Source organism: Aureliella helgolandensis, assembly GCF_007752135.1.
GTDB classification, from domain to species: Bacteria; Planctomycetota; Planctomycetia; order Pirellulales; family Pirellulaceae; genus Aureliella; species Aureliella helgolandensis.
Map to the genome: position 1 here is coordinate 4,760,798 of NZ_CP036298.1, position 20,644 is coordinate 4,781,441.

The window sequence follows — 20,644 nt, forward strand, 5'->3', positions numbered from 1 at the left end:
GTTCGTGGGGAACCCAGGTGCGATTTAAGATTCCCCAAGCTCTTTTTTTAGCTCGACGTGCTCCTGCAGTAGTTCGGCAATGACTTCGTTTTTCTGCTGCAGCTTCGCTTCGAGCTTCTCGATCTTGGCGGCATTGGCATCCTGCTGCATACGCACGTTGGCGGCGTTCTTTTTACGCTCGAATGCGCCTGCTCCGTTTTCAAACAGCAGCTTTTGCCAATTGTAGAAATTGACGACACTGATCCCGTGCTTGTCACAGACCTCTGAAACGGGCACCTTCTCAATCAAGTGCTCGCGTACAATCGCTATCTTCTGTTCTGGCGTTAAAATCTTACGTGTTGACATTCTGCGATACCCTTTATGGAACCGCTATACTCTACCACGCGTTTCATGACACACTTGCAAAATGAGCAATACACCGAAGGAAGACTCTATCAGAAATCTTACTCCGAACGCACCGAATGGTGTGAGGCTTTGCGCGAAGCGGTACCCTCGATTGAGGTCTTCGAGTACGACGGCTGGCAACTACCAACGTGGGCAAAACAGTTAACGGCTCCGCGATGCGAAGTTGCCGCAGCGCAAACAGTAGTATTGAACGCGGAGAGTCTGGCGGCATTTGACCATCGGACCACACTCTTAGAGCTTATGAGTAGGGCGCAGCCTTTTTCAGAAGAAACGCGTCTGGCCCTACGATATCTTTTGCACGGCAGTGCTGAGCATCGACTAGAAAGTGATGCAACATTGTTCGTTGGCTCATTAATAGATGGAAATAAGACCTGGACCAAACTTGCGAGTGAATTTCTCAACCAGTCATCGGATAAATCTAGTTGGAGACTACTATCTGAGAACTGCACAGAGCTACTCCTGCCCGCCGTACAGCAGCGACTTTCCATACGTACCATTGACGCCAAAGGTTGTCTCGCGGAACTGTTAAGTGGATCCGTTGTAATTGAGCAACTCAACTTTCCTAACAGCGAATGGTCTGACGAAGAGTTAGCGGAGTTGATCAATGGAGTTAACGGAGCCGCCGACTCACGCGTCGCTTCGGCGCAAGGGGTTTTGCGTCGATTGGCCATTCATTCCCGACTCGGTTATGACGATCGAGTATCCATCGCTTCAGAAGACGGCAAGCTGATCCAGACGTTTTTCCTAGATGACCCGACGTTCCATCAAAATGTACCTTCTGACCTGGAAGACGTTTGGCGAGCCTGGATTGGGCAGGTCAAAGTTGTTGCTCGAATACCTCCGTCCCAAAGCGGCCACTATCAGCAAGCAACTTTGTTTGAAGTCGACGGTACTCAAACTCTGAATGAACTAACTTGGCCACGCATCGTAAACAACTGCCTTTGCTCCGAATCGCCGGTACGTTTTGCTTCGCTTGTGTTGCATGCCTTTGCAACGGTTGGGGATCGAGCGGCGGCCGGGAATTCACCACTTTTAAAGAAGACTAAATGGATTCCATTAGAAGTGAGTGGTGTCACTTCACTCGAAGACATTCTCCACATTGATGGAATCGAAGAAGATATTGCCGAAATCCTTGATCCGACCAAGTCAGGCTTCTGCGGCCTTTCCTCTGTTGCGCGCTGGTTTCGAGAGCACGCCGGTTTTAGCTCTTTACGTAGGTACCTACCAACTACCGAGAGCGCATTGTCATTGTTGACCGAGTTGATTGAGAGTGAACCACGTTGGAGACTTGGGATTTCCCACCTGAAGACTCTCGAAGAACTAAAGCCAATTCTCGTTTCGATCCGCGAAAAAACGGATCTACCGATTGCCAAGTTACTCTGCAGGCTACTCAAAGAGCAGCCTGATGTTGAGTCACTAATTGAACGTGTGCTCCTACCCAAGGTGTGCAAGAGCTTTGAGAACGCTTCTGGCTTCCACCGACAACTGATCGAAATTCTACGCGCGCTGACTTCAAACCAAGCCCTCAATGCCTTTAATGTATACCTGAAACAAGCTGCCATGGATGGGGTTTGGTCAAAGGTCCTAGCTTCGATCAAACTTCTGTCAGCGACAAAGAAATGGACCGATGCTTCGGACCTCGTTTGGCCCGGCGACAACCTGTCCGCATCGATCCAACTAAATGAGATTCATTCCGCGATTTTGACTCCCTATCGTGAAGTCAACGGCGGCTCTAGCGCACAGCCTTACGAAGAGCAACATGTGACGGCGCTCAGGGGAATCCAGCGTCTGAAAACGAGTCCAAACTTAGACGTAGAAGCGGCGAAACTGGAACGCTACCTCCAACCTTTTATCGAGCGTTACGGTGAAAACCTACCCGCTTCATTGGTAGCGGTAGTTGCGGGTAGCGTGCCGATGCGACAATTGCTCAATAAACTTTTGGAATCGGCATATGACGGCTCGATGCAGGATTTTGGAAATTGTGTTCTGGGAGATGTCCGTTCAGAACTGAGCGAGTCCATTCAAAAGACCAGATTTATATTTGAGATGATTACCGAAGATTCAATTGAAGTCGAAACGCTTACCGGTGATCTCAAAGTTGTGCCCTTATCAGATAACCTTGAATCCTTAGTGGTTGGGGATCCCAAACGGCTTTCTAGTACTTATTACTACTACAATGCTTCCGGTTCGGAACGCGCATCCTATAAGATTGTTCGCCTTCGAAGTCTGCGTGAGGTTGGAGAACGCTTCGAAGCTATCCCAATCTTCTCCAAAACGATTGAGACCATCTTAATCGAGTCACATTGCAATGGACGTAGTAGTCTGTGTCCTACTGATATTAGCGGTGGATTGGAGAGAATTGCGGATACTTCGCAAACACGCTTACGCACAAGTCAGCTGGCGATCCTGAATAATGCCCGTGATCGTTTGGCGCATCTCGGATTGAGAGACATGCCACCCTTCAACGAAGTCTACCAGAAGCTGGTGCAGGCTGATCGATTGAAAGTTGCCGCCAAGGACTTGGCAGAGAGAAAATCGAGTTCGGCTAGCGTACGTGCCCAGGAGGCTGAAGAGTCTGAAAGTGCCGCAATTCAACAGTTGGAGCAGATCCTTAGGTCTGCCGAAGTTGAATCGCTGGATGTATTAACGACAGCACTTCGGGAGAAACTGATTGACTTCGAATACGATGCTCGATCCGTCCCAAATGAAGTTTTTCAAAACGCAGATGATGCCGCCAGCGAGTTAAGGCATCTCTGTAAGCAAGATGTGCTCGCTGCCGCCCACTTTTTTTTGCGATTTAATAGCGAAACGAGATTGCTGGAATTTTTCCATTGGGGACGGCCAGTCAATCGGCACAAGTATCCTGGCTTTGATAGTGGCCGCCAATACGGATTCGACGAAGATGTGCACAAGATGTTGACGCACGGCCACTCAGATAAGCATCGACGAATTGCCGATTCGCAGAACAATGCGACCGGGCGGTTTGGGCTGGGATTCAAGAGTGTCTTCTTTCTTTCGGACACCCCCAGGGTTATCAGTGATTCACTCGCATTCGAGGTGCGTGGGGGATTCTATCCGGTTAGTCTCGCGAGTGACGAAGCGACGCATGCAAGGGATGCGGCGAAGGCATTGTTTGCTACAACTGCAGCTGTTACAGTTTTCCAACTTCCGCTGCGTTCCGCAACCGAACTGCCAAATGAGAGAATTGGCTCTGTTCTCGATGAGTTTTCCAGGAATGCGCAGATGTTGTGCCTCTTTGCGCGAGAGATCCGCTCTATCGAGATACAAATCGATGAAACCAATATCAAATGGTCAATGAAGCAGACTCTACTCCAGCGCGAGTCAAAAATTCTGTTGTCAGAGATCAATGGAAGAGATAGGGCGCATCGATATATAACATTCCGTTGCCCAATCGCAGGAGACACTCGATCGGCAGAAATCGCCATGCAAGTTGGAGTCAACGGTCCTGAAGAGATCGATGGGTCTCTTTCTGGAATTTGGTGTACGACCAGGCTGAGCGAGGAATCATCTTGTCACCTTGCAATCAATGGTCCATTCAAGCCAGATGCGGGAAGGCAGAGCTTAGCTTTCTCCAGCAACAACGAAAATCATAGTATTGCCAAGCAGATTGCACGTGGTTGGGGAACGGCACTTATCGATTTGTTCGACTGTACTAGTGAGAACTTTAATCAGCTGGCTGTATTCGCAGGCTTTCATTCTCACATCAACTTCGAGATTTTCTGGGAACGATTTTTCAAACTGGTTGGTTCCGTAGAGGTTGTTGGCGACTGGTCGGACGTTCAGACGGCAAGGTCGATGATCGGTTGGATTTCTTATTCTCCGTCTTACGGCGCAATACGAAATCTCATGACAGAACGAGCCGCCATTCCAACCGGCTTTAGTGGCAGGTATGCAAAGATGGTTCGCTTGCGGGATGTCGAATTCGTTTTGCAAGGCCTAGCCGACAAGAAGCCAGAGTGGTTTGAGGCGATAGTGCAGTTCGAACTAGTTAGAAAGCACTTTCCCCCGGGTAGTGTCGTTACCGCATCTGTCGGTTCGCTTATTCGAAAACTGGTTGAAACCGAAGCTAACAACGACGGCTCGGGATCTACCGAACCTGCGTTCCAGGTGCTTCGGCTGATTGAACTACTGAGAATATATGCGCCTGGAGATAAGGTAGGCGCGGATTCAGCACAGAGAATCTGGAATTGGTTTTCGATAGCGAAGCCGTTTGAGATTCCACCGATGGAACGGCGGGACGAACACCATGATCTGGAAGAATGGCTGAAGTCTCTGAAGTTTTTAACGCGCTCAGGCGAATTCAAACCTGCATCTGACTTACTTTGTGGCCATGATGAATTGCCTATCGATCTGGCCATTAGTGATGACGAATACCTGCGTGCCCAAATTGCACCGACCGGCCGCGTTCTCGCAGAGGAATATAGTACAGACGGGCTGTCATTGTTTCTGTTGGCAAGAAAGCGACTCACAGCTGATGCGGGGACACTTGCCGAGTGGGTCAAAAGCGCTTCCAGCGACAAGTTACCAGCAATTTTCAGCTATCTACTCGAGGGAGATTTGCGTTTCGACTTGGCTAAATTGCTTACTGTGCAGTGGCTCAAAGAACATCAAACAAGTCGAAACTACTCACAGTTGGACGAATCTCAAAAGAATGAATTGATGCGCAATTTCGCGGAGAAGGGGCGGTACACAATTCAATTGTTAGATACCAGCCCAATGCCAAGCTATGCAAATCACGGTATTGACCTCAGCCCGGCGGAAGCGTTCGAAGAAATTTCGCGTTGGTGGAGTAGCGAACAAGTCCCACGCTGTCTCGAGTATGATTCCCAGAGCTATCCTCCAGGATTCCCCGGCCTTCTTTTGTGGCCAGATGAAGAGGGATGGGAGGCTGAACGAAATCGGGAGGGGTGGTTACTACTCTTCATCGCGGCTTCGTTGGGCTCATTGGGGATGAACCAAATTGGCCGCAATCTTAATTTTCTACAATTCCTAGTTGATCAAGATTGGCTTTCGGTGCTTTTGCGATCTGAATCCGATTCTGCCGCAGTTGTCCAGGCTGTCAACGACTATCTCAACGAATTTGTTCAGCGTACAAGATATCATTTCCAGATGCGTCAGTTTATAGGCTTTTTGGCATCGGCAAAGAACCTGGATGCACTTGTGGCGTCTCTACGCGATGCAGATCAACTAAACAATGTCAGTAGTTTTAATTTTGCCTTTACGCCGCGTGCCAATTCTATGCTTGAAGGTCTAGATATCGACTCGCCCCCAATCGCTGACATACTTGGCATCGGCGCGAGTTTTATACTGCGCGAGCTTTATCGGAAGGGGCGTCTAACTGCGTCGGAGGGCTTTGGCTATGCGTTCATGCCAACTAGTCGAGTTCGGTTACTTTGCGAGAACCTTTTTAATATTAGGGTTCAGCCGTGGCGGCAATCTACGCAGTCCATTTTTTCTGAACTCAGTGACTTTGACGGGGATGCAACTTTCAATCGCTGTTTCGACCTACCATTGCTTCTTCTCGCGCACAATCCCAGACTGCAAATAGAAGTTCTTGGTGGTGAGATAGATTTCGACAGCAACGAAAACAAGGAAGCGATTGATGACAGTGTCGAATGAATTTCAGCCGGGTGTAACTGTAGTCCATCCGCAATTCGGTCGCGGTATTATCGAAATTTGTAAAGGGGCCACGACTCTCGTTCGATTCCAGAGCGACTTCGAGGAGTGCCTTTCGAAGGAGTTGGTTGCGATAACTTCCGCCCAGTCTGACTATGAGTCTGGCCGCCCATCCGATCCAGCCAGAGTCGTAGCGCGTTTGCTGGCTGAAACAATTCGTTCAATCAATGATGCCTGGGGCGTATTTACACCCGCACGCATCGACCTCCTACCTCACCAGCTTTGGGTCTGCCGAAAGGCGACCGAAACATGGCCAGTGCGCTGGGTAATCGCGGACGACGTTGGTTTAGGAAAAACGATTGAGGCAGGATTGATCTTGTGGAGGCTTCGACGGCTAGGACTCGTCAATCGACTACTGATACTGTGTCCAGCCAGCCTTGTCGTCCAATGGCAAGAGCGACTCTTCAATATGTTCGATATACGTACTTCGTTATACGAACCCAAACAGGATACTAAATCGGTTGACTTCTGGAAGTTGAACCCAGCTGTCGTCGCGTCGTTTCACACTTTGCGCGATGACAAAGATGGACGGCATGATCGTATGCTAGACACCGACCCATGGGACTTGATCATCGTTGATGAGGCTCACCACCTTAATTTCGATGAGCATGCAGGTATGACCAATGCGCACGCTCTAATACGCAAGCTGCAGGACGAAGAAAAGCTCCAGTCGTTATTGCTGTTTACCGGAACGCCACACCGTGGCAAACATTTCGGATTTCTTGCACTTATGTCTTTGGTGCGACCTGATTTATTTGATCCTCGCAAAGAACATGATGGGCAATTAAGTGGTCTTCGTAATGCACTTATCCGCAACAATAAGTACAGCGTCACGAATCTCCGCGGCGAGCATCTCTTCAAGCGTCCGGAAGTTCACGCAGTGAATTATTCCTACAGCTCAGCCGAAGCAGGTTTTTACGACATGATGACTAGCTTCATATCCAGCGGCAACGCATACTCAACTAAGCTGGACGGTACTCAAGGAAGGGCTGTGATGCTGGTCCTGATCGCACTTCAGAAGTTAGCATCGAGCTCAGTAGCGGCAGTCAAGAGTGCACTTCACAAGCGGCTCATAAAGATGCGTGAAGTCGGCAAGCTCATGGCGCAAAGAGTGGCTCATTCCCGCGCCGTCGATGATTTGCAAGAGTCTGAGGACGATTTTGATCGGCACACGGTCTTCGAAGAAGAATCGGCTCCCATGATCGCGTTTGACCTCATGGAGAATGAATGCTCTCGGCTCGAAGAGCTCATTGAGGCCGCAAACAACGTCGAGAAGGAAACAAAGATCGAGGCCATAGTCGAGCATCTCCGAACCCTTCCTGAAGATACTTCAGTCCTTTTCTTTACTGAGTACAAAGTCACTCAAGCACTGCTTGTTTCCGAACTTTGGAGAGCATTTGGAGATGGTATCGCGACATTTATTAATGGAGACAATCTACTAAACAATGTTTTCGGAAAAAGTGGCACTCCACAAACGCTTCGCGAAAGTCGCGATAGTGCTAAGGACCGATTCAACGAAGGAACAGTCAGGTTTTTAGTCTCAACCGAGGCCGCAGGCGAGGGTGTCGACCTCCAACATCGATGCTCACGGCTTATCCATGTCGATTTGCCGTGGAATCCGATGCGATTACAACAAAGGGTCGGGCGGCTGAACCGCCTTGGGCAAAAAGATATCGTCAAAGTTACTCTTTTTCAGAATCCCGATACTGTTGAATCTCGCATCTGGAGCTTGCTTCTAGACAAGATTGATCGCATTTCGCATTCGATTAATGCCGCATCGGAAGATCCGGAAGACTTGCATCAGATGATCCTCGGAACATCTCAGCCGCGGTTTTATCAGCAGCTTTTCTACGATGCCAGTACTAAAAAGAAGGAACGCCTGGATAGCTGGTTTAACGAACGAACTGGACAACTCGGTGGAGCGGATGCAGTGGACGTTGTGCGCGAACTGATCGGAAATGCGCAATGTTTTGATTTCGACAATGTATCGAAAGAGGTGCCGAAGCTCGATCTGCCCGACCTAGCGAATTTCTTCAAATTGTCTCTTCGCTGCAATAGGCGGCAAATTACTGAGGTTGATGGCTTTATTTCCTTTAAGACACCGGATGGCTGGACAAAGAGACGCGGAGTCAAGCCCCGCTATGAACAAGTCAAGTTTGGCAGAACCAAAAGCAAAGAAGCGCAGAAGTCACTGCTTGGAATCGGAAGTGCGGTTGTCGATGTCGCAATTGAAACCGCCTGCGAAATCACAGACGCATTTGCGACATTACCTGGTTCCGACACAGCTTGTGAGCTTTTCGTTTTCCGGTCCTTCGATAAAGTAACTCGCAATATCGCTCAACCCAAATCCATTATATGCGGAGTCTATAAGCTGACTGAATCGTTCAAAGTCCTGCGAGACCAAGAAGTGTTCGAACTACTCAATCAATCTGCTGCAGAATTGAAGCCTCAAAACGAGCAATTGCCCACGCCGGAAGCCAAAAACAAACGGACGAACTTAGATGAGATTACAACACATTTGATCGCCAACATCTCCAAGCTCAACTTGCCATTTTCCGCCCCCGACTTTGAGCTTCTCGGAGTCATCGCGGTTGCCAAAGCTACTTAATAGCAGACCTTAATCTTTCCACAGATGCTAAATATATGAGTTCATGTATGGACAACGAGAAGTGCTGAAAAGCGCGAACTAAGTGAGAAAGTCGCTTCGGCAGGCACGTATTGACGGCAAGTAGAAGCGATTCATCTTTAAACCCTAAAGCAACGAACTACTTCGGAATTCTAGGGGGAGGGATTTCAGGGGCACAGCACTCCACCGGAGGGTGTTGGGATTCACATGTGGGCTGGGGCTGCGCACTCGCTCGGGCATGTTGAAACGCTAGTAGGAACAGCGCCGGGTGAAGTGGCGATAAGATGGCTCTGCGCACCGCGAGAATCGTACGAGCTAACTCGCGCGGCGCACGCGAGGGAGAATATTACGGTGCAGGACTAAGCACAGCGGAATGATTACTTGCTGGAAGCAAATGCGGCTTGCACCTGCGAGCGGACGCGGAAGCGAGATCCTCGGCGTCGTGAGCGACTGCGGGCGATCTCATACGACTCGCCGGCTACATTGAGAAAGAGCTCGCCAAAGTTGCTTACCAATTCAATTATGACTGCTGGCTGCAAACCGATCCGCTGGAAAATCGGTGGCGCATCCTCGGGTGTCGAACCACGCTTGTCCGCTCGCCGCAGAGTACGACTAATCGGTGCGTGCGATAGACAAACCGCATAGCGTCGCCCAGGGTTGGCCCGTGTTAGTTCATTAGTCGCAAAGACCGAGATCTGGTCGCTCATGCTAAGCAACTGGTACATGTCCTAGACCATGCAGCTGCTGCGACACATGTTGCTGCCTTCGGGGGCTGACACCGGATTCACGGCGTCGGGGTAACGATGGAAATCGGTAACATCGTGACTAGTCGCGAGATTCAGTTCGACGCGCTGAAGTTTACACTGCCAACCGACTGTCCTTCAATCTCGAACAAGTGGTTTTCCGCGCATGTGAGAGGCCAGCTGAATCGGCTTGCAGCGACAATTTGCGAGTTGTCCCTATTTTTATTCGGGGTAGTTCTCGGCTAACCATTCCTGATCGGTTTGACTTAGCTTGACGATTTGGACAGTTACTTCTTCGCTGTTATCCATGCGTTTCAGCTTTACCCAGCCTTGCTTCACATCCACTACCTTCGCTTCAACACTGAATTTCCCCGTCGGATCACTGAACACTCGTGTGATAGGCTCGGGGGCTGGTGTCGGCTCAAGAGTCGGCTCTGGTTCGGGAGCTCGCTCAATATCTGCCGTTTCGAGTTCAACATTATCATCCGCCTCGGCTTGCGTGGCGGGAAGTGCTGGCACCTCCGGTGTCGGCGTGAGCTCTGGCATAAGATCCCGGGCACTCTGCTCAGTCTCTAAATCGGCTAGTTCATCGTCTGTCGCTTCATCGTCTGTCGCTTCATCGTCTGTCGCTTCATCGTCTGTCGCTTCATCGCCGGTCGCTTCATCGCCGGTCGCTTCGGCACCGACGGGGGGTGGGTTTAATCGTGCCTGCTCCGCCTGTCGGGCGGCTTGCTCCACTCGTTGGGATGCTTGCTGGGCTGCGGCCCCAAGCCCCAATGCGCCCATCATCAACCCCATCCCCACGAAGGCAAAGAAAAGGACGCCAGGAAAGCCAACGATTAGCCCTGCCAATGCCAGCCCTTTGGGTTTGCGCGAGAACAGTGCTAAGAAGCTTAGTGCCGCTCCTGGGATACAAAGCAGGCCGCACGTCAGCCAACCGATCGTAGAGAAAATCAAGCCTGCCATACCAAGCACATTTGTGTCATCCGATTTATGGATGACTACTGTTTGTGGTTGTTGCTGAGTTGACATTTTGTTTCTTACTCCACCAAAGTTTGGCTATTTGCATAGCGAGCTGAAACGCACAGAATTCCCTTCTGTGCGGAGAAACCAAGTTAGCAGTGCTAGCTTGTTCGCGAAGCGTAGGAAAGTCAAGCCGCGGAGTTACTAACGACTTGCTCTGATGAATGTCGTTTGCGGTTCTTCATTGAAAGTCCTTTCGCCATTTTGGGCTTTCAGAATTTCATAACTGATGCATCAGGTTTGTGGGAGCACGCCAGGGCGTCCGGAAGAACACCTTCTGATAGTTATTGCCATTTGCAGACGCCTCCGAATCGTCACGAAACTTGAAGTGCGCAGCTGCGCACTTCCCAAACGGAGGCAGGAATCGACAATCAACTATGGATTGCTGCCTCCCGCACAAACACCGATGGCGCTGCCGCTAAATCATTCGTCTTCGATATTTACTTGAGAATTCGGCTCCGGCAATTTGAACGCTTGCAGCCGATCGAAATAAGGGAGGCCCCCTTTGCTGTACCTATTCTGCTCGTCCGCCCGAAGCTCTACGCAGCCTACGGAATAGCTTCGCAGATGCGAATCGGAGGGTAACTTGTCAATTTCCGAACCTCTAGGCACTTGCGTATTCTTCGCCACGCTTTCGATGTAAGAGCGAATCCAACTCGCCTGCTCGGACTCACCTGTAGCCCGTAGGTCGAGATCTTGCTGCTTCGCGTAGCTCGAGAGCAATGGATTGGTATCGAATCGACTAGGTTTCATCGCCGAAATCCCGAGGTAAGTCTGCACTCGCAGCGCTACCTGTATGCGACTGTCGAGGAATGAATAGACTTCGCTTGCGGAGGTTGGTATTTGGTGACTGCTTCCACCTCGAACGAGTTGTTCTACGATGTGTTCGCCGCCGATGTACCCAAGAAATCGCAATGCATGCTCTTGCGAGACTTCATCGATGCCGGCCTGGGCGATAGGACCGATGACACTTCCAATGATCCAATCGGGTGCTTGCAGGCGGTCGGCGACCTGGAAAAACAGGCGTTCGTACCAATGGACCGCCTGTACGGAGAGGCAACAAGCCTCCGAGATTTGGTCGGATTCTTGCCCGGCTAGGATTCTCGCCTCAAGGCACGCTTTTCGCCAGGAGTCTGCATGTAAAAAGAACTCCTCGGCAGCGATCATGTGCCGCAGATGCAATGGACACTTTATGGGGAAATCTACTGGCGAGACGCCGGCTCGAAGCAGGCGATTCCGGATCCCATGCATACGGAGAAACGCGGTCGTCATCGGGCCGTCCAGCATCGGGGAGTATCTACCGCCAGCGTCGTAGAGCGTTATTGCTCGGTCATAGCGCCAGGTAGGACGACGAAGGGCGGATTCGACGTTATGCCGATCGTACTCAGGCAGCGAGCTCGGATCGGCCACCATACCGGTATTGTCGTAGCCCGCGGCCACGAGACTGTCGGTGAAGTCGTGGACACTGAATGAATTGCGGGTGCTTGTAGAGCACATTCGAGAATCCTGTGATGTGTAGATAGCGAATGAAAAGAAGCTGAGTTTGTTGAGCTACAGCTGAAAATGGGCTTTCACGATTCGGGATCTTGCCAGAATCTCAGCCCCGAAAACTACTAGGGGCAGTCTCGTCCGGCAGGCATTGCGACTTACCGTTTCTTTGCCTTTCGTCGTTTTGGGCCCGGTGGAGTGTTTCCACGGCTCACAGGCTTGGATTGCGTCGCTTAGAGACTGACGGCCTGCATCGGTCAAAGGACCACGCAGGGCTCGATTGCGTCGGCCTGCTGCAACGCGCTTGGGGTTTGTCATGACAATTTCTCACGCGGCGTTACTTACAAGTTTGTTTCGAGGACGTTTTTTAGAACTGGGCTGCGATGTACTGTTTGACGCTTGCTGTTTGAGCTGCAGCGAGGCGATAAGCTTCAGTATTTGCCTGTTCTCGGAGTCCAACTGGGTCGATAGCCGGATGTAGTCGGTACAGTGGTCTACATTGGCGGCATCTACTCCACGTGCCTTCATTAGCATGGACGTATGATGATTAATTACAAACTGCTCCATGAGGCACCTGAGCTCGAATGATGGAGTGCTGGTTCCTGCTAAATCCGCGACAGCCTTGTCGAGATAGAGCCGGACGCTCTCGTGTGGCATCCCCGACATAGAGCCGGCCGCGAAGATCTTCTCCAAATACGTAGCGGCACTGTGGTCCCTCACCGCATCTGCCAATCCATTGACTGTGCGATCATCCAGCTCGATAGCTTGTGGTGAATGCATTGTGTATTGCCTCCAGGTTCGGTATTCCACGACTCCAGCCCCCAGTGGTCTGGATCTCCAACTGGATTTAAGCGGTTTTCTAATTCATCACCAAACATTTTTTGCAAAACACCGCGGAAAGTCTTTCCGCTCTTCGTTTGAACATCTAGTCATGCATGATCCTTCCGTCTCAAGACATGCCAAATTCAATTGTCGATGTGTGCTAAACAACTCGCACAGGCAGAGTACTAGGCGGAAAAACAGGTGCGCAGCTGCGCACTTGCTGCCGAAGAGTCAGGGAGAGTTTGAGAAACAATTGCTCCACGAAAAAAGGGCGGCGTCCTGCAACTCACGTGCTAGATTCAGCCCTCGCACTTGGATCGGTAAGTGGAATTTGGTGGCCTTTCGGGCCTTTCGTAAAACAGTAACGAAAGTCTGCTCGTTGAATTTCGGAGTTTCGGAAATCGCTGCCTTCAGGTTTGCAGCTTTCAGCACTCGGAAAGATTCAATGAATTAGGCTGGCAACACGTCCTGCCTACAATACGGACCACAGGCTGAAACTCTAGTGGCCGTCGCAATTTGCATTTCCGAGCCGAAGCACCAGCAGGTCTCTCCCAAGGCAGGTACCTGAAATTAGTGCTTCACCACAACTCGACTCGAATGCGCCATCCATGCGTTGATAAAATGGTCGGGAAACTCTTCTCGCAAGTCGGTGCGGCAGCTGGATCTTAGATTCGCGAAGGACTTGATTCACCTTGATGGCATCCAAGCGTCCGGGGCGTATGATTTCCGCCTTGCATGAGAAGGGCACGCGTTCTCAGAATCGGCGATAGGCTATCACGCCGCCTCGTGTCAACGCTCAAATGTGACATGTTTGCGCCGCCCCACGTGCGCAGCTGCGCACTGTTTTAGGTCCGGAACAGCCTTCTATTCTAGGAAGTTACTTTGGAGGCACATGACTCTAAGATCAAACACCGGGGCCAACATGTTATGCATTTACGCCGGAGCGCGTGGTGCGAATGGCGCCTTTGGATTTGCCCAACTAGTCGGGATAAACCACACAGACGTTAGCCTTAATTCACTTACCAAGCATATCAGTTTTCGTACGCTGTCGCCTCGGCTCTTCAGGTGGGTTACGCTGTCTGAGACCACGTTAGCCATACAGTTTAGGAGCCAGTGCTGTGACCGAGCCGACGCATTTTGACAACGCCGCTATCGAGAGTGCAATCATAACGCAACGACTTGGACCATACTTGGCAGGTTGTTTCCCGGAAGTTTGGCCGCTCCTGACGGATTTCAAACCTTGTTTGATCAGCTCGTCGCTCTGGGTCGATGGTTGGTCTCGTTTCGTAGAGTTAACGCAGTCTAGCCACAATTTAAGACTACTGTGGGCACTAAACGCGAAAAATGACGATATGTCATGGACTCGGGTTCTACTGCGATTGCGATCACCAACCGTGATCATGGTATCTAGGTGGCCTGGCGACCAGTGGGTTCTTGCAGAACTTTGCAAAGGACTCTTCCGTGGCGACCGATTTGCTCAAGTCGTGGCCCGAAGACAGTTCAACAATCGTATCTGTCACGGAGAACTAGGAAGACTGGTCGACGCATACTTTCAGTCCCACAATTCGCGGGATTCAACCGGAGACGATAGGGACCAAGCTGGATTTTTGGTAGCGGAATACCACGCACCTATCAACTTGAATGAGCATATCGATCCCCTTGTTTTCCCTTACAAGAATGCCCTCCAAACAGAACCAGCATCCTCGGAAAAATGGAATACCGCTGCACGGAATTGCATACACTCGTTCATCGCCCAAGACGAATACATCCCGAAGCAAACACTGCTGAGTGGCCTGTCCGCCGTGCCCTACTTCTTGCCGGTTCAAGTGGCACGCAGGGTAGTGGAACATTCACAAGAGCGCGGCTACCTGCAGACCGTGGAAAAGTCATTTGTGTCGCTACCAAGCATGGCCAAGAAATCGTCCCGCTGGACTCGCGGTGAAGTTGCCAGCGAGCTTCAGGCGTTGGTCGACGCGACGAGGCACACTGACAGCTGGACTGCGACCTGCCTCTCCGCCATTCGCTGGAATTTCACAGGAAATGCCAGTCTGAATGATGAAATGGGGCTATTGGTTCCAATTTGGTGCAGGTTGAGGAAAATTCGTGCAACCCGCGCAGCAACAATCTGCTCTGCAGTCAAACTACATGAAGTGAGTTCACTTCTTGCAATTCTGGACTTACTCGGAGAGTCGCTACAGGAATTTGATAAGAACATCCTCCGGGCTGACGAAGACCAACAGAGAAGAAGGGGTGAAAAGTCCTTCAGGCACATGAATGATTTTCTGCTCCAGTGGAAGCAGATTACAAAAGCGCAACATGGCGAGAGTGACGATGCGATCTCCAGTTGGAAAAGTCTCAATGACGTGAGCTTCCTCCTAGAACACGGAAATCCCATCCGAAATGCATACACCGAATATCGAGCGAGCTGGGACGAAGAAAGCGAAAACACGAATACGAAAGCTCCGCCCGAGTACTCAAGAGCGACTGGCAATTGGATATTTACGGCGGAACTCGCAAAACGTTTAGGGCTTGAAACCAGAACGATCACCGATGCTCGTAAAAAGCACACCAAACGAACGGCCGACAGTCACGATGAATTTGGCGCCTGGGGAGTCCACTCCTATGGAACCTTTCGCCGAAAAGTAGGTGGGACAAATTTCGTTGCATACTTCGTCGGCGAGCGATAAAAAAAGCGGTCGTAACGAAACTTTCCACAAATAGCAACAGGGGCAGCAAGATCCACAAAATCGAGCTTCCGCGCTCACCCCGTCGTGCTTATCTCAATGCCACGCCATGATTGGACGCGTCAGGCAAACACTTCGTTGGCCTAGACGTGACTCTAGTTTTGGAGACTCTTTTTATGGCTGAAAACTTAGTCGACTCTGACGACGATCATCGACGCACGATGATGTCGATCTCGCAACTGGCCCATCGGTGGGGATGTTCTGAGCGCCATGTGCGACGCATGGCGGACTCAGGACGCTGCCCCCGGCCGATTAGATTGGGTTCGCTGATCAGATGGCCTGCAACAGAGATCGAGCAATGGGAACGCGACTTTTGCCCCTCTTGCAAAAGGGGCCGCAAATGATTGTTCGTATCGATGCTCGCGCAGAGAAATTGTTGGCACAGCGCCAACGGAAAAGAGACGACTCGGCTGAACGTACCAAGGCCGCCGAGCCGCCTCAAACTAAACAGCAAGTGTCTGACAAATACCTATGGCGCGAAAGATGGGCAGGGGGCATAATATAGGGTATTCCTTTTTCCCCGTTTAGTGAGGAGTGAATGCCATGGGAAGTTCGAAAGTGGATCGCGAAGGTTTGAAAGCTACGCTGCAAGCCGAATTCGAAGCGACGCTCAATGCGGTAGTTGATTCGATTGATAACGCTCGCGATGGTGCTTGGATCGAAGACAGCGAAGGACTCAGTCGTCAGGCTTTGGATCGTTTCCGGCAACAGGTCTATGAGGCAGCCTTACAAGCGAAGATTAATGCGGTGGAAGCCGCTTTTTCCCCCTCCGAAGAGCGCGACGGGAGTTCGAGCACGGAACAAGGGACGCCAACTACGTAGCCTCTTGACTGAGAACGGCCGTGTGCAACTAAAGCGTGTTCGGTGGGCAGTTCAAGACGAAACCAGCAGCACACCGATCGATGCCTTGCTGGATGAAGCAGAGAAAAGCTTCACGTGCGGGATACGTGAGATGCTTTGTCGTTTGAATCAAAGTTCCTCCAGCTTTGTAAAGACTGCGGCCAATATCGCTCGTTTATCATCGATCGACATTAGCGGCGAAAGCGTACGGCAATTGGTCGAGTACGAAGGTCGCAAGGTAACCAACCAGCTAACGCGAGGGGGCATTGATATTGGCTGGTCGTCGGCAGACTGCACGTTGGAAAATGTTCCCCAGAAGTCGTCGGCCAGTTCATCAGCCGCATCTGGCGCAGTGAATGATCAACAAAAACCAACCCCAACTCGGGTTTATGTCGGCTGCGACGGAGTGAAGGTACCGGTCGTTACTCAAGCCGAGAAGACTAAGCGTCGCACTACGATCAAACTGAAACGTCGACGTAGTGGAAAGAAATGTCGGCCGTTGCCAGCAGCTCGAGCAGGTTCGGATCAACAGTACAAGGAAGCAAGAATCGTAGTTGCTTACAACGAATCTCAGACGCTCCGGCTTGTGATAGCTACCCGCGGTGATTGCGAAGTCACTGGGCGCTTGATGCGAAGTATGGCGACGACCATCAAACTAGATGAAGCGACTGAGTCCATTGCAAATATCGATGGCGCTCCATGGATACGCAACCAATTGGAGTTTCACAACATTGTGGATAAAATCAACTTGGATTACTACCACATGAAAGACAACGCACAAAAGGCGCGTCGCGAGATGTTCGGCGAGGATGAATCGGGAGCCACATGGTTAACGGCATTGACCAACATCCTGATGGAACAGGGAGTCGACGCACTGCTGAGTGAGCTGCTTACTCAGAAACTCACGTGCTCAGGTCGACGCCTTCAAGCCTTGGAGCAATTGATCGGATATATTTCGGAGCGTCGTGAAATCATTCGTTATCGCGAACTTCGCGCTCGCGGCATTCAGATCGGCAGTGGTCCGACCGAGGCCCAATGCAAAACTACCACACAACGGGTCAAAGGCCGAGGTCGCCGGTGGGATTTCGCCAATGCCGAGTGCATGATGAACCTCGCTGCACTCGAAGCGAGTAACCTCTGGGACAATTACTGGGGAAATCATGCAAAAAATGCTGCCTAAAAGTTGTCCAGAAACTTTGGTCAGACACAACAGCAAACACCAAAGAGCAAAGGAACACGCAATGGGTAAGCTAACTAATATTCTACAACAAATCGGCTCGCTGGGCGAGATTCAAGCTGCCTGGGATTCCGCGAATTCCGCTGGTGACTTTGACGTAGTCCCGAAGGCAGAGTATATCGCCGACATCACGCAAGGCGAAGCGATTGTGAGTCGAAGCAATTCCACACCGGGCTATCGATTAACTTTCGAAATAGTCGAGGGACCGTACACGGGTTATCGACTGTGGCTCGACTGCTGGTTGACCTCCAAAGCCATGCATCGGTCCAAACGCGACTTAGGGAAATTGGGCGTCACGTCGCTGGAACAACTGGAACGCCCCTTGCCAGCTGTGTATCGCTGCAACGTCAAAGTCGTACTGCGACGGGATGACGAGGGTGAAGAACGCAATCGTATCCAGCGATTCGAGGTTCTAGAAGCGATCCCGCATATGCCGGACGAATTCAAACCGATGACCGCGACCGCTTCCGGTGGTGGTATAGATGACGATTCGACGCAGTACGCTGCGGCCGCTGACTTCCCTGAAGACGACGACAAAGTTGTGTTGGGTAGCGATAACGACGGCGAAGAATTGAATCGAGTCGGAGATTTTGATTTGTTGGATGACTTAGTACCTCGAGTGCCGAACATGTCAGCCTGCGACGATCTACTTGACGATTTACTGTCTCCTCCTGGCAAGCGAGAAGGAGGTACCCCACGATGAGCAACAATGCGAACCCGAATTCCTTCGGTTTTCGCATTGTAGGCGCTTGCCATAACAAACGCCGGCTAGTCGAGTACTGGCCGGCATTCGTGGCATATTGCCTGTGCGATGACCGAGCAAGGATTAATGAGGGTGGTTTTCTTTCACCCTATGAATACGCAACGGAGATTGAAAGCAGAATCGTTGAACCTGCTTCGATGATTCTCGACGTGCGAGGTTTTAAGGGCGTGAGCTGTTCGCGGTATCTATGGTTCGACATTGACGACGCTGACTTGGACCAGGGACTGGACCGATGCAGGCGACTAGTTTCGTGCTTGCTGGAGCGCTACGACCTGGACGACGGTGATTTGCTTGTGTTCTTCTCGGGATCTAAGGGATTTCATGTTGGTTTGCCGACTTCACTGTGGCAACCGATTGCGTCCAAGCAATTTGCACGCGGATGTCGCACTATGGCAGAGTCACTGGGCGATTCTGCTGGCGTGTCGATTGACCCTGCGATCTATCAAGCGGTACAGCCATTCAGGGCTCCGAATAGCCGGCACTTGAAAACCGGAAGATACAAGCGGTTGGTTTCGATTGCGGAACTCGAAGAACTCAATGCTGAGGCAATTAGGCAACGGGCATCGAGTCCGTTGCCATTCGAGCCGCCAGACTCGCCTGCACTGCATCAACAAGCGGTCATAGATTGGGCGAAGGCTGAATTTGCTGTCGCTCAGCATGCCGAAGTGATTCGGCACTTTGACGCCGAGCGCTCCGAGTTGAACCGTTCGACGCTGGAATTCATCCGTGATGGTGCCATCCCTGGCGACCGTCACCGACTGCTGTACTCGTCTGCAGCAAACCTATTTGAGTTTGGATGTCCGTTGGCACTTGCTAGCGCATTGCTGATGGAATCCGCACTTGATTCAGGATTGCCGCCTACCGAGATAAGACGCGCAATCGATAACGCATTCACTAAACAAGGACCAAGACCAAATGACCATTAACTACTCAATGACAGATAGTTTCCTTGACAGCTGGCGCGAGGATGTTTTGCATGGCCTCCCTCCGCGAAAGTACGACATTGGCGATGGCTTGAGCCATATTCACCTCGGACCAGGCACAGTATCCTTGTTTGGCGGCCCGCCGGGTACGGGTAAGACTTCCTTGACGATGCAATGCGCCGTCAACGCTATGGCCGCTGACGAATCGCTGCGGGTTTGTGTGGCGAATGTTGAGATGCCTCCTGAAAGGCTGTTAGAACGGCAATTGAGCCGCTTGTCAGGCATCCCGCTGGATGATATTCAAGAGCGTCGACTTAACGGCAAGCAACGCGACAAATTAGAGCTGGGATTCGAATTGATCGAAGATATTAGCGATCGGCTGGTGTTCGTCCGTGGTCCATTTACGTTAGATGCAGTTGCGGTCGCTGCAGACAGTATCGATGCAGAGCTGATTCTGCTGGACTACATTCAACGCATTCGTCCCACCGGCAAGCACGAGGATAAGCGTGGTTCGGTCGACGCTACGATGGATTCGATACGCCAGTTTGCAAGCGCAGGCTGCTGCGTGCTCGCTTTGTCTGCCGTTGGGCGTTCGAAAGATTCCAAGGGCCGCAGTAGCTATGATGGCAGCGGTTTGGGACTGGCATCGTTCCGAGAATCCTCTGAACTGGAATATGGAGCTGACGACGCCTACCTGCTTGTGCCAAGTCCCGGCGCCGACAAGGATCCCGACGACTCGGTGGTCGAAGTCACGCTGAAGCAATTGAAAAGCCGTTACGGAAAGCCTACGGATTGCCAATTGTCGTTCGACCGTTCGATTCAACGCTTTGACGTCGACGAACCTGACGATGACCATCGACGGGATTTATCACAATCGCTTGCTCAACTGTGGGAGCCTGAACGATGACCAAGAACAAGCCGAAGGGGAAAGGGACCGCGCCCGACCGTTTCAGGATCCTAAATGCTTTCGTCGACTTCTCGCTCCGGGAACTAACACGAAACGAAATCGCAGTTTGGATGGTGTTGTTCCGCGACACTCGCAAAGGAACCGCAACCGTATCGCAGAAGTTCATCGCCGAGCGCTGCGGCATCTCCGAACGCACGGTTAGACGCATGGTTCTGCAACTCGTCAATGCTGGTTTGCTTGTGGTGGTGCGACGCGGCGGAATTGCTGTTGGCGCATCGACCTACAAAGTCATTCCAGTGACGAAAACAAACTTCGAGCGCAGGTCCAAGCGGTGGTCGATTAAAGAGGACAACCAGCTGTCCGGTTAATGCGGACAAAACACGTTAATTCTTGCGGACAGTTAACTGTCCTACAGTCCAGAAGGGA

15 protein-coding genes are annotated in these 20,644 nt (G+C 51.3%); 10 read left to right on the forward strand and 5 right to left on the reverse strand.

Translation table 11 applies throughout. The features are described 5' to 3' along the window. Positions 1 to 24 precede the first annotated feature (24 nt). Complete coding sequence (locus tag Q31a_RS16675) at positions 25 to 345, reverse strand: transposase (protein WP_145075630.1); 321 nt, start codon at positions 343 to 345, stop codon at positions 25 to 27. 1,761 nt (positions 346 to 2,106) lie between these two features. Here Q31a_RS16675 and Q31a_RS16680 point away from each other — a divergent pair. Further along, on the forward strand, positions 2,107 to 6,045 hold the full coding sequence (locus Q31a_RS16680; protein ID WP_197355338.1) for a hypothetical protein: 3,939 nt from the start codon (positions 2,107 to 2,109) through the stop codon (positions 6,043 to 6,045). Then, positions 6,029 to 8,710 carry a DEAD/DEAH box helicase gene (locus Q31a_RS16685; RefSeq protein ID WP_145080225.1) on the forward strand — a complete coding sequence of 894 codons (2,682 nt, stop codon included), beginning with the start codon at positions 6,029 to 6,031 and terminating at the stop codon, positions 8,708 to 8,710. Before Q31a_RS16680 ends, Q31a_RS16685 begins: the two co-directional genes overlap by 17 nt. 395 nt (positions 8,711 to 9,105) lie before the next feature. Here Q31a_RS16685 and Q31a_RS16690 read toward each other — a convergent pair whose 3' ends face one another. From Q31a_RS16690 to Q31a_RS16705, 4 genes are all read right to left on the reverse strand, one after another. Next, positions 9,106 to 9,435, reverse strand: coding sequence for a hypothetical protein (locus Q31a_RS16690; RefSeq protein ID WP_145080228.1), 330 nt, complete (start codon positions 9,433 to 9,435; stop codon positions 9,106 to 9,108). Between the two features lie 258 nt (positions 9,436 to 9,693). Next, entirely contained in the window at positions 9,694 to 10,503 is an 810-nt protein-coding gene (locus Q31a_RS16695; RefSeq protein ID WP_145080231.1) for an SHD1 domain-containing protein, read from the reverse strand. 414 nt (positions 10,504 to 10,917) lie between these two features. Further along, positions 10,918 to 11,991: a hypothetical protein gene (locus tag Q31a_RS16700; protein ID WP_145080234.1), complete on the reverse strand. Its 1,074-nt coding sequence runs from the start codon at positions 11,989 to 11,991 to the stop codon at positions 10,918 to 10,920. Positions 11,992 to 12,309: 318 nt separating this feature from the next. After that, complete coding sequence (locus Q31a_RS16705; RefSeq protein WP_145080237.1) at positions 12,310 to 12,762, reverse strand: hypothetical protein; 453 nt, start codon at positions 12,760 to 12,762, stop codon at positions 12,310 to 12,312. A gap of 1,436 nt (positions 12,763 to 14,198) precedes the next feature. Between Q31a_RS16705 and Q31a_RS16710 the strand changes: the two genes are divergently transcribed. The 8 genes from Q31a_RS16710 to Q31a_RS16745 all read left to right on the forward strand — a co-directional run bounded on the left by Q31a_RS16710 (position 14,199) and on the right by Q31a_RS16745 (position 20,586). Further along, complete coding sequence (locus Q31a_RS16710) at positions 14,199 to 15,491, forward strand: hypothetical protein (RefSeq protein ID WP_231690798.1); 1,293 nt, start codon at positions 14,199 to 14,201, stop codon at positions 15,489 to 15,491. A gap of 221 nt (positions 15,492 to 15,712) precedes the next feature. Continuing rightward, positions 15,713 to 15,892 (forward strand): helix-turn-helix transcriptional regulator, encoded by a 180-nt coding sequence (locus Q31a_RS31445; protein ID WP_391575337.1) that lies wholly within the window; start codon positions 15,713 to 15,715, stop codon positions 15,890 to 15,892. Positions 15,893 to 16,091: 199 nt separating this feature from the next. Then, on the forward strand, positions 16,092 to 16,370 hold the full coding sequence (locus Q31a_RS16720) for a hypothetical protein (protein WP_145076898.1): 279 nt from the start codon (positions 16,092 to 16,094) through the stop codon (positions 16,368 to 16,370). Between the two features lie 22 nt (positions 16,371 to 16,392). Beyond that, the gene (locus Q31a_RS16725; RefSeq protein WP_145076896.1) at positions 16,393 to 17,568 is read left to right on the forward strand and encodes a UPF0236 family transposase-like protein; all 1,176 of its coding nucleotides are present in this window, start codon (positions 16,393 to 16,395) and stop codon (positions 17,566 to 17,568) included. Between the two features lie 61 nt (positions 17,569 to 17,629). Beyond that, the gene (locus tag Q31a_RS16730) at positions 17,630 to 18,328 is read left to right on the forward strand and encodes a DUF669 domain-containing protein (RefSeq protein ID WP_145080246.1); all 699 of its coding nucleotides are present in this window, start codon (positions 17,630 to 17,632) and stop codon (positions 18,326 to 18,328) included. Further along, positions 18,325 to 19,314: a bifunctional DNA primase/polymerase gene (locus tag Q31a_RS16735; RefSeq protein WP_145080249.1), complete on the forward strand. Its 990-nt coding sequence runs from the start codon at positions 18,325 to 18,327 to the stop codon at positions 19,312 to 19,314. The genes Q31a_RS16730 and Q31a_RS16735 overlap by 4 nt, the downstream gene beginning before the upstream one ends. Next, complete coding sequence (locus Q31a_RS16740) at positions 19,304 to 20,218, forward strand: DnaB-like helicase C-terminal domain-containing protein (protein ID WP_145080253.1); 915 nt, start codon at positions 19,304 to 19,306, stop codon at positions 20,216 to 20,218. Before Q31a_RS16735 ends, Q31a_RS16740 begins: the two co-directional genes overlap by 11 nt. Continuing rightward, positions 20,215 to 20,586 (forward strand): helix-turn-helix domain-containing protein, encoded by a 372-nt coding sequence (locus Q31a_RS16745; RefSeq protein ID WP_145080256.1) that lies wholly within the window; start codon positions 20,215 to 20,217, stop codon positions 20,584 to 20,586. The genes Q31a_RS16740 and Q31a_RS16745 overlap by 4 nt, the downstream gene beginning before the upstream one ends. Positions 20,587 to 20,644 lie beyond the last annotated feature (58 nt).